At 62.2% G+C, this 11,476-nt stretch carries 4 protein-coding genes and 2 pseudogenes; 2 read left to right on the forward strand and 4 right to left on the reverse strand.

Annotated features, from left to right (window positions below; genetic code table 11):
- Positions 1-88 precede the first annotated feature (88 nt).
- From Q4I23_RS24835 to Q4I23_RS24845, 3 genes and pseudogenes are all read right to left on the reverse strand, one after another.
- Entirely contained in the window at positions 89-1,735 is a 1,647-nt protein-coding gene (locus Q4I23_RS24835; protein WP_498527992.1) for a diguanylate cyclase domain-containing protein, read from the reverse strand.
- A gap of 408 nt (positions 1,736-2,143) precedes the next feature.
- Positions 2,144-3,190 (reverse strand): annotated as a pseudogene (locus tag Q4I23_RS24840) (methyl-accepting chemotaxis protein); the annotation flags it as partial.
- A gap of 144 nt (positions 3,191-3,334) precedes the next feature.
- Positions 3,335-3,880 (reverse strand): annotated as a pseudogene (locus tag Q4I23_RS24845) (MCP four helix bundle domain-containing protein); the annotation flags it as partial.
- A 444-nt stretch (positions 3,881-4,324) separates the two neighbouring features.
- Here Q4I23_RS24845 and Q4I23_RS24850 point away from each other — a divergent pair.
- Complete coding sequence (locus tag Q4I23_RS24850) at positions 4,325-5,956, forward strand: diguanylate cyclase domain-containing protein (protein WP_498527989.1); 1,632 nt, start codon at positions 4,325-4,327, stop codon at positions 5,954-5,956.
- Positions 5,957-6,046: 90 nt separating this feature from the next.
- On the opposite strand, the gene Q4I23_RS24855 is transcribed toward Q4I23_RS24850, so the two are convergent.
- On the reverse strand, positions 6,047-10,105 hold the full coding sequence (locus tag Q4I23_RS24855; RefSeq protein WP_498527990.1) for a PAS domain-containing protein: 4,059 nt from the start codon (positions 10,103-10,105) through the stop codon (positions 6,047-6,049).
- A 289-nt stretch (positions 10,106-10,394) separates the two neighbouring features.
- Here Q4I23_RS24855 and Q4I23_RS24860 point away from each other — a divergent pair, with 289 nt between their 5' ends.
- Positions 10,395-10,625 (forward strand): hypothetical protein, encoded by a 231-nt coding sequence (locus tag Q4I23_RS24860; protein ID WP_498527991.1) that lies wholly within the window; start codon positions 10,395-10,397, stop codon positions 10,623-10,625.
- Positions 10,626-11,476: the final 851 nt, after the last annotated feature.

Raw genomic sequence — 11,476 nt, forward strand, 5'->3', positions numbered from 1 at the left:
GTTGTTTGCGTCGTGCCATGCGGGGCCTCCTTCGGTCCCGAAGTTATGGCCCGTACACGAAATTTCAGACAGTCCCCCACAGTGCTCCTCAGACGAGATTCGCAGCCTCAGCCCCACAAATCAAATCTTTGTATGCGAGCGTCCGGTTCTTCCCCGCCCTCTTTGCCGCGTATAGAGCTCGGTCGGCGTGCTCAAGCACTTGGTGAACTGTCCCACCATGCTCCGGCCACGACGCGATGCCGATGCTGCACCCCACCTGGACCACACGGCCGGAGATGATGATCGGCTCGTTCACCGCAGTGATGAGGCGGGCGGCAATGTCGTCGATATGCGGAGGCTCCTTTCCCCGGACGGGATTGATGATCACGGCGAACTCGTCGCCACCCAGCCGGGCGATGACATCGTCGGTGCGCAGGCAGGAGGCTAGCCGGGCGCCAACCTGACGAAGAACAGCGTCGCCGGCCTGATGGCCCAAGGTGTCGTTCACCGGCTTGAAGCAGTCGAGGTCCAAGTACATCATCGTGAACGGCTGGGTGCCGGGCCGGTGTGCCAGGGCCTCGGCATACTGCTCGAAGAAGCGCCGGTTGGGCAGAGCGGTCAGCCGGTCCTGGTAGGCGATGTCCTCCATCCGGGCCAGAGCGCTTTTGGAATCCGTCAGCGCGGCGATCAGGTCCCGCAGGGAGCGCGACAGGTCCTCGACCTCGGCGGCACCGCCGACCACCGGGATCTCCACGCCGGGTTGGCCCTCGCGCAGTCGTCTGGCGGCGTCGGCAATTCGGTGAAGGGGACGAGCAATCCAACCCGCAGCAAACCACGCCGCGGCGGAGAACAGGCACGCAAATGCTCCGCCCCACAGCAGGATTTCGTGCTGAAGAGCATCCGCTGTGGCGTAGGCAGCGTCGACCGGCTGGCGCGCCACCACAGTCCAGCCCAGCCCCTTGTAGCTGGCATGGCCTGGGCTGTGAGCATAGCCGATCAGGTAGCGCCGGGCATCCGGCCAGGTTTCGACCGTCCAGCCGATGCCGTTCACCTTGGCCGACGCGACGCTTCCCACCGGGAGGGGCTGCCCCAGCGTGCCCTCCGGCCCCAGGAGGATGGTTCCGTCGGCGCTGACGATGAAGGTCTCGAGCCCACGTCGCTCGTGCATCGGCTTGAGCAAGGTTTGCTGGACCTCACGGGCCCAACCCCACGAGAAATGGGTGGCGAAGACGCCGACCACGATGCCATTTTCGTCCGTCAGCGGCGTTGCGACGTCGACGAACTTCATGGGCTCACCGCTTGGGTTCGGCAGCAGCTTGGCGAGCATTACGGCATCGTGCACGTCGCCGATGAAGTGTCCTTTCAGACCCTCCCGGTAGACCGGCCGGGACGAAGCGTCGACCCCGAGCAGGGTGCCGCCGCTGGAGGCGACAATGGTGCCCTTGGCGTCGGTGACGCCGACCCAAGCCAGGGTATGGTCCTTGGTTTTGAGCTCATCGACGACTTTTTGAGCGACTGCCCAGTCGCGCACGGCGTCGATCTTCGCCAACACACTGACTTGGTTTGAGCGAGCCCACATATCGGTGTCGAGCTTCTCGGCCATCTGGTAGGCGGCCTCGGACAGCGAGCGGCCGATCTCCTGCTCAAGCTGTGTCCTGGATCGCTCGCCAACGACGGCGCTCATCAAGGACGCCATCCCGACAATGAGCGTGGCGCCAGTGACCGCAACGATCCCCCGCAACCCTTTGCGCACCATCGCCACCGCACTTTCTCCTTACGCCAACGTTTCGCTTAGAATTCTAAGTAATTCTGCCCGAGCTTGAGTTGAGGCACATCAAGACACGGCGCCGCCCACGGTTCTGAATGCCGCCAATGGCAGCCCGCACCGTTGGGGCTTGGTGTTCAGCCCCAAACGGACGTGCATCGCTTCGGGGCAGCGGCTGTGTCAGCCGGCCGGTGCAGGATCATCGTGCTGTCGACTCGCCCCTCGTCGCCGGTGGGAGCCCTCCGCACCGTCTGCCGCTTGTCTACGTCCGTTCCTATCCTCTACCTGATCGGTGTGCCGTACAGGCGGACCGATGCGTCGGCTGCTCCACCTCTTGCGATGGAAGCGGAACCATCGGGGCCCGCCGCTCGGCGCAACACCAAATCCGTCACCCAAGCCTCATGCGGCGCGAATACCATCCAGAAAACGCTCCACTTCACTCTTCATCATCTCGGACTGGCGGGAGAGTTCGCCCGCCGCACCTAGAACCTGCGTCGCCGCCGAACCGGTCTGAGTGGCGCCAAGGCTGACCTCGGTGATGTTGGCGGTTACCACTTCGGTCCCACGCGCCGCCTCTTGCACGTTGCGGGCGATCTCACCAGTTGCCGCTCCCTGCTCCTCAATGGCCGAAGCAATGGAGGTGGCGATTTCATTGATGCTGCCGATGGTGGCACCAATGCCGGTAATCGCCGTTGCAGCCTCGCTGGTGGCCTGCTGCATTGACGCGATCTGACTGGCGATGTCTTCCGTTGCCTTCGCCGTCTGATTTGCAAGGTTCTTCACCTCGCTGGCGACCACGGCGAACCCTTTTCCAGCCTCGCCCGCGCGGGCCGCCTCGATGGTGGCGTTCAGGGCCAGCAAGTTGGTCTGGCTGGCGATGTCGGTGATCAACTTCACCACGTCACCAATGCGTTGGGCGGCATCGACCAAACCGCGGACGCGATCATTGGTGACTTGCGCTTCATCCACGGCTTTGCCGGCGATTTCGGTGGAGCGGGTGACCTGCGCGCTAATTTCGCGGATCGAAGCCGACAGCTCGTCAGTCGCCGAGGCCACGGTCTGTACGTTGACCGAGGCTTGCTCGGCCGCGGCCGCGGTGCTGGCCGCTTGGCTGTTGGTCAGCTCTGCGGTGTGCGACATGGTCTGCGCGGTTGCGTCCAACTCAGTTGCGGCCGCGCTGACCGCGCGCAGGATGTCGGACATGCTGCGGTTGAAGCCTGCGATCAACTGCTCGACCGCAGTGGTCCGCAGTTCCTTGGCCTTCCGTTCTGCCTCTTCGGCTGCGGCCATCCGCTCCCGCTCAAGTGCGTTATGCTTGAAGATCGCAACTGCCCGCGCCATGCCACCAATCTCGTCTGCACGTTCTGCGCCTATGACATCGACCGTCAGGTCACCCTGAGCCAAGCGGGACATGGTGCTGGTGATGTTCGCGATGGGACGGGCGATTCCGGAGCGGGAGATCACCACGCTGCTGACCAGAGCCACGCCAATGCCACCAACGCCCACCAAGAAGATCAGGAGCAACATTTGGTGGCCGTAGGCCCCCACCTCGTCGTTGGCACGCTTGATGGCCTCCAAGTTCTGGCCGGACCGTCGCTCCAACTCATCGCCCAGTCTCTTGCGATTGGCACGTGAGGTGTCATTTCCAGCGTATTTTTCGGCTTCAGCCGGCGTGGCCTCCACACCCAGACGTGCGGCCTCGTTGCGGATCTGAATAAACTCGCTGATGCTCTTCTCCAATGCTGCGAACTCGTTGCGACGGTCGGCTGGCACCAGAGTTTTCCATTCTGCTAGCAATGTCTCCATCTTCGCGGTGGTCTCGGTCACCGCATTGGAAAACAACCGTGCCTCATCTTTTGTATTTGCTGCGTAGATGCCACGGCTGTCCATCACGACTTTGTAGACGAGGCTATTCATTTGCTCGCCTAGCAGGGCTCTCTGAGACAGGTCCTGGATGTCATCAACCCGATCATCGTAGGTCTTCATCCCTATGATGCCGAGGGAGCCGAGGATTGTGGCTGTTACGGCCAGCACACCGACCACGGCTGAGATTTTGGTGCTGATGCGAAAGCGAGCGAGCAGGGCGCCCATGGCAACGTCCATTCTGAGTTGGGTATCAGTATGTAAACATACCATACTGGGGTATGGGATGTGAGAAGTGACAAGTTGACGCGTTGCTAATTTCAAGTAAAATATACAAGATCATCAATTTTATTATTATATAATTATCCCGTCGTTGTAACATTATTGCAAGCTCGCGAGAGATTGTTGTGGCGCGGTCTTGTGGTAGGTGTAGAGCCTTTGAGGCGGTGGATCTTCGGTCGTAGGAGCTGTTCCTCAGCGCTCCGATTCAGCAACGCGGTCACCCGAACCTCGTTTGTGCTGTATGAGCAGAAGTGCGTGCTGCCGACAGCGGCCACCACCGCTTCAGCTGAACGGTGTCTTGATGAACGACTGGCTGCCAACCCTCGGCAACCACCTGCGTCGAACCCCAAACAGTACGGGGCGCCACCAAAATTGCGACAAATTGAGTCTTGAAAAACCATACGCGTCACGAATAGCCATACCCCTGCATTCACAATGGCTGGTACGATGGTCCGCGGTCCTTCCAAACGCGCATGGTCGCTGTGGTCCAAAGTGGGGCTTCATGCGCGGCTCGAAACCTTCATCCTGCTCGCTCTGCTGCCACTGGCCGGATTGGTTATTCTTCTGGTTCTGCAAGAGCGCGGCCAAGAAATCGAACGCGCCCGACACAGCACCATTCTCCTTGCCGAACGCGGCGCCGCCCAGCAAGCCGAGGTTTTGCAGCAGGCGCGAGGCGCGCTCCAGATGCTCACTCTCGTGCCCGAGGTGCGGATGGCGGTACCGGACGAATGCGTATCCCTTTTGCAGCAAGTCACCGCCCTGCACCCGTGGAGCACTGGGTTTTCCGTGGTCCAGCCCGACGGCCAACTGCTGTGCGACAGTGATAACCGCTCACTGAGCATTGCTGACCGCGAGTATTTTCAACGAGCACTGGTGACCAAGCGGTTCACCCTCAGCGCTTATCTGATCGGCCGGGCCAGCGGCAAACCGGTTCTGGTCGCTGTGCTGCCCACCCTCGACGATGTCGGTAAGGTTGACCGCGTTCTCCTGGCTGGTGTGGACCTCAAGTGGTTGGCCGGCTTGTCGGCCGAAGCGGCGAAGACGACGGGCGGAGCCGTTACGCTCTTGGACGCCAACGGCACGGTGCTTGCCCGTGAGCCCGATCCGACCGCGATGGTCGGGCAATCCGTGGCCGAGCAACCGATCATCCAAGAAATCCTGCGGAACACGACCGGGGTGGTCGAAGGGGTAGGATTGGATGGTGCGACGCGAATCATCGGATTTGCCCCGTTGGGCAATACCGGAGCGCGCATTGCTGTGGGCATCGCCAGAGAGGCCGCTGTTGCCGAGGTTGACCGGAAACTGCTGGTCAGCACCGGCGTCATGGTCGGCGTGGTGCTTGTCCTGGTGATCGGTGTCTGGTTCCTGATGGAAGTGTCGGTGCTCCGTGGATTGCGCGCCCTCCAGGCATCGGCGGCGCGCCTGTCGTCGGGCCAGTTCGCGTCAAATCATCCTTATGCCCCTGACAAGCCGCACATTGCCGAAATCGGCGCGGTCGCGCGGGCGGTCCGTGACATGGGCCTGACCTTAAGCACCTATGCCTTCGAGGACAGGCTCACCGGGTTGGCGAACCGGCGTTCGTTTGACGGTCATTTGCAACGCCTAAAAGGCGAAGCGGTTCAGAGCACATCCGCCGTCGCGATCCTCTACCTTGATCTGGATGGATTCAAACCAGTCAACGATGCGTACGGGCATCACGTTGGGGACGCGGTTCTTGTCGAAGTTGGGGCTCGGTTGGCTCAGTGCACGCGCCACGGTGACTTGGCGGCACGCCTCGGCGGTGACGAATTCGCCGTTGTGATGCGGCTGCCGAGCGGCCTGCTCCCGCAGCACGCGCTTGACGTCGCCAGCAGGATCATCAACGGCCTGAGCGCGCCGTTTCTGATCGAAGGCGAGGTCGTCCACATCGGGTGCAGCGTCGGTGTCGCACTGTGGCCGGTGAACAGCCCCGATCTGGACACGGCTTGTCGGTATGCCGACCAAGCCCTCTATACGGCAAAACGAGCCGGTCGGGGGAGGGCTGTGCTGTACGCCGACATGCGAGCGGATCTCGACGTGGGCGCCTGAGGGTTCTGTTGAGATGTATGTCGACGTATGCGCCGAACTGCGTCATCCATCTCGTCAGGCAGCAAGCCGGTGTGATTGAGCAAAGTCGAGTCATGCGGCGTCGTCCAACAAGCGCATCAGCGCCTCGTGCAGTCGGCGCGGAACCACCGGCTTGATGACGATCTCCAGCCCCTGCTTGACCACCTCGTCGCGCAGTTCAGCCGCGGTTTCACCGGTCAAGACCATTCCCGGCAGCGTAGAGCCCACCTGTTCCCGGATGAGGCACACCGCATCCACGCCGGTCTTGTTCGCCGCCAGCCGATAGTCGCTGACGATCACCGCAGGAACGCGTCCATCCGCCTTCAGCCGGTCCAACGCCTGCTCCGCCGACGATCCGGCCACGGTGTCGAATCCCCAGCCATGGAAAATGGTACGCAGGCCCAGAAGCACGTCGTCCTCATCGTCGATCAGGACAGCCAGGCGCCCCCCACCATGCGGTGTCACAGCGGCGAAGGGTTCCGGAGCCTGCACCGCCGCCACCTCGCCGAGTGGGACGTCGACGGTGAACACCGATCCCTCTCCCAAGGTGGAACGGACGGTCACCAGATGTTCCAGGAGTTTGGCCAAGCGCTGTACGATCGACAGCCCCAAGCCGAGACCTTTGGTCCGGTCGCGCTCCGGGTTGCCGATCTGATGGAACTCGAGGAAGATGGCATCCAAGTGGTCCGGCGCGATGCCGATGCCCGTATCGCGCACTGTGATTTGCACGCACCCGTCAACGACCCGGCACTCCAGGCGGACGTTGCCGCGCTCGGTGTATTTGATCGCATTTTCGACCAGATTGCGGATCATGCGGTCGAGCAGATGGCAATCGCTGCGCACCGTGACTTCGCGCGGAATGTCGATCTGGAAGTCCAGTCCTTTTTGAAGAGCCACCGGCGCAAACGAGGCGCCGACGTCGTCGAGCACCGGGGAAAGCAGAAAGCTTTCGATGTTCGGCCGGATCACTTCGGCGTCCAGGCGGGAAACGTCGAGCAAGCTGTCCAACAAGCCCTTCAGGGTTTCAAGATTGCGCTCCAGCGTGGTCAAAGCGCTTTGTCCGCGCGCGGTCTGCACATGACCGTGCAGGGTGGCGGCAAACAGGAACAGAGCCTGCAACGGCTGGCGCAGATCGTGGCTGGCGGCGGCGAGGAACTTCGATTTCGCCACATTGGCCCGCTCGGCCTCCCGCCGAGCCCCTCGCAGTTCCTCCTCCATCCGTCGACGGTCGGTGATATCGACATTCAGCCCCGTGATGTACGTCGGGTGACCGTTGACGTCGTAGCGAATGCGCCCCATTCCAATAAGCCATCGAATCTCACCGTCGGACAGACGGACACGAAACTCGATCTGGAAACGCTCCTGGCCGGTGGACAGCGCATCGTGGACAATCCGGTCAGCCGGTTCGCGGTCTTCAGGCACCACCATCCTCAACCAGGCCTCATACCCAGCGGCGATGAGGCCGGCAGGAAGGCCGAAGAGCACTTGGTTCTCCTCGGACCAGAAGACCTCGCCGGTCGTGAGGTTCCACTCCCAAGACCCGGCGCGCGCCGCCACCAGCGCGTCCCTGAGGCGCTCCTGGCTGCGGAGAACGGAGTCCTCCATTCCCTTGCGTTCGGTGATGTCAAGACTGACGCCGGTCAGCCGTTGCGGCAGGCCGTCGTGATCGCGGAGAATCCGTCCCACGTTCATCAGCCAGCGTTCTCCCCGGCTGGGGTGTCGGATGCGGTGCTCGAGGGTGTAATCGCCGTTTGTCGAGGCCAACGCCGCCCGCACCGCGTGCTGCACATGCTCGCGATCATCCGGGTGGACCCAGGGCAGCCACGCTTCGTAGGTTGGGGTGAACTGCTCCGGCGCCAAACCATACAGCGTGTAGACCCCTTCGGACCAGGTCAACGCGCCGCTCCGGATGTCCCAGTCCCAAATGCCCGCATTGGCCGATGCCAAGGCGAAGTTCAAGCGCTCCTCACTTTGGCGCAACGCCTCCTCAGCCTGCTTGTGCGCAGTGATGTCGATGTACAGACCGCTGGCCCGAACCGGCGTACCGTCCGTCTTGAAGACAAAACGCCCCAACACCGAAATCCAAACTATGCTTCCGTCCGGGCGCAACACACGGTGTTCGACGCGGTAGGTGGGATCGGTCTCGCGGATGATCCGCGCGCGCTCGGATAGCACACGGCACCGGTCCTCGGGATGAATGAGGTCGAACCAAGTGTCCAGGCTGATGCTTGGTCCATTCGGTTCCATGCCGAACAGACGGTAGCTTTCCGCAGACCAGATGATTGTGCCGGCGCGCAGGTCGGTATCGAAGGTTCCGGCCCGTGCCGATGTGAGAGCGAAGGCTAGGCGCTCCTCGCTCCGGCGGAGGGCCTCTTCCATGATCTTGCGCTCGGAAATGTCATGGAAGATGGCGACCGCCATGGCGATGCGCCCGTTTGAATCCCGCACGGGCGCAGCGCTGAAGGTGAAGGTGGCGATGGTTCCGTCACCGCGCCGGTAGCGCATTTCCCCATAGGCGACCGTCTCACCATACCGCAGCGCGCGGGCCAGCGGGTACTCGTCCGGCTGATACGGCGTGCCGTCGGGGTGAACGGCGCCATAAGCGACGTATTCATCAAAGGTCTTGGCCATGTGAACCGGATGCCCGATGAGGCGTTCGGCCGCCGGATTGTGCAGCAGCAGCCGGCCATCGGGCGCGGCGGTTGCGAACACCCCCGAGGGCAAGTGGTCGAGCACGCTTTTGAGCAGCGTCCGCTCCTTCTCAAGCTCCTGCGCCAACCGCTCGCGCTCCCGCTCGGCCTTCCTGCGCGCCGTGATGTCCTGAAAGAAGACGACCAGACCGTCCCGCGAGGGGAAAGCCCGGGCGGCGAAATGTTGTCCAATCAGCGGCCCGGCGAATTCAACTTCACACCTTCCACCGGCGTCGAGAACCTGACGGCAGCAGGACCAAAACTCGGTGCCGACAAGCTCGGGGTACGCGTCCCAAAACACACGCTGGGCCAGATCACCGCGCTCGCCCAGGCTTGACTTGGCGCGGCCGTTTATGAAGATCACCCGCCAGTCGCGGTCCAGCTCCATCACGGCGTCGGTGGTGCTTTCCAGGACCGCTGCCATTTTCAGGGCCGCTTGAGCGGCCTGCGCATGGGCATCGGCCTGCCTTTGAAGGATTTGCGCCCTTTCATCATGCCGTCGTACCCAAAGGGTGACAAGGAGGATGCTCAAGGCCGCAACAAGGCCGGCAATGACCGAGATGACAACCGCATTCCGCCGCCATCCGGCGAGAAGTTCGTTCTCGGCCAAGCCGACGGTGACGACCAGAGGAAAGCCTGGAACCGCCCGGTAGCTGATGATGCGCGGGGTGCGGTCGATCCTGCTGAGAAGGCGGTAGGTGCCGTGTTCCTGCGCGGGCAGATGCGTCTGGAACAAATCCATTGTTGCGTAGTCTTTGCCAACCACCGCCTCGTTGTAGGGGGAGCCGACAAGCAGAACGCCGTCGCGTCGGAACAGCGCGATGCGGTCGTGTTCTCCGAGCTCCAATTCACGGTAAAACCGCTCAAAGTAGCGGGGCTCGATTGCCGCGACGGCCACGCCACCGAAACTGCCGTCCGGGCGCGTGATGCGACGACTCATGCTGATGAAGCTGACCCCGCCCGACCGGCTGACAAGCGGCTTGCCGATGCGCAGGCCAGGGCTGGGATCGCTGACGTGGGCGTTGAAATAGTCACGGTCCGCCACGCGGAAGGGGGAGGTTACGGGGCTGCCGGTGCTCTGAGTGATGAACCCATCCGGACCGACCACCGTTAAGGCCCAAACTTGGGGCAACGCCTGCAACCGTTGGCGCAGGGTGCTCTCGAACGCCGGGTCGTGCTCACGGAGCCCTGGAGCCAGCGTCAATGTGTCGATGATCCCCGTCAAGGTCAGATCGACGGCCTGCAAGCCCCGAGCCGTCTGCTCTTCCAATACCCGAGCCAGAGCGTGCGCCGACCGCTCGCCGACGTGCAGGGTTCGAGCCCGGTCAAGCCATAGCCAAGCTCCGCTCCCCAAGGCCAGCATGATCAGCGCGACGGTGGTAAGGACGGTGGTGCGGTTCCGGAAGCGGCGAAGGGAGGCAGATAATTTTGCAACATTCATTGTACGCTACCGTTCTCGGAAACGCAGAGATCACTTGATGATTTCCATCATGAGTACAGTGCAACTTAGAAAACGGGCAGTCAAGCCGAGCCATAACCGTGGAGCATTGCGCTAAGCTTTCTAAATCTAAAATAGAAATATGGAGGCGCGGTCTGGGGTACTCACATTGACGAAGTTGGTCCCTTGCCATGTCTCTGGGCGCTGATGCAACGGACTTTGGTGCAGCGTTTGCGGCGGGGCAGTGATCGGGTAGAACCTCCGCCCCTTCGGCGGTGGAAGCGGCGGGGTGATGTGCCGCAACAAGAGCCCGTCCAAAGGTCGGCATTTCGCGGCCGAGGTGATCCTGTGGGCGATGCACTGGTACCTGCAGGTTCCGATCAGCTACCGCGAACTGGCACTCATGCAGGACAACCGTGGCGTATCGGTGGACCACACAACACTGGATCGCTGGATCCAGGCCTACGCACCGGTGTTGGACGAGCGCCTCCGCCCTCACCTGTGGATGGCGACCGGCTCCTAGCGGGTCAACGCGACTTGCATCAAGGTGAAGGGTCGATGGGTGTGCCCAGATGTGGCAGGGGCGCTCTACAACGCACATACCTAGGTATGCAATTTTTAGCTGTGATATTTGTGGAGAAGAATAATTACGACTCGACGACCTCCAGGCTTTGGCATTACCTCTTTTTCGCAGAGAAAGACATTTTAGGAACGGCCATGTGCCATTTTGTTTCGTTGGCATGCGGCTCGGCTTGTCGGGCACTCAAGACGTTGCGAGAGCACAATCGAGCCGGTATCGGCCTTGAAGCACGGGGCTATCTGATCTGTGTTGAGCGGTGGCTGATAGCTTGGGCATGCCGCACTCCATTCGCCATGCAGGAATTTTCCGAAGGCGCCGGCCACGTGCATGAGTGCTCGGTATGTCAGGAACAGAAAGGTAAAGAACAGTCTTAGCAAGTCCCTCACGTCCGGAGCAGCTTGTCCTTCGCCACGCTGCCGGCGCAGGAGCCGACCCAGCAGGACGGAGCCGGGCGTTGCCGGGCTTCGCCGCTTGGCCGGGATAGCCGCGGCGGTGGACGGGCTGGCGGCCCGGCCGAACTGCCGCACACCCACGATAACCTGCCTCCCGCCCCCACTTCGCCGGGACCGAGCTCAGCACGATGGGACGTCGTCGCCACCATGCGCTGGTGATTGACCACGAGCACCCGGTGTGGCCGAAGCGCTGAAGGACACGCATGCACGGCTACGTCCCGCGGCTCGACCTCATTCCGCAAGGGAAACTGAACCGCACCGGGTTGGTCGTGTCCCGAGGCGTGGTGTAGGAGCCGGGGTGCTCATCTGGTCTCCGGCAGGTCTGGCCGGGACAGTCACGCG

Source organism: Azospirillum sp. UFLA03-27, from assembly GCF_059803775.1.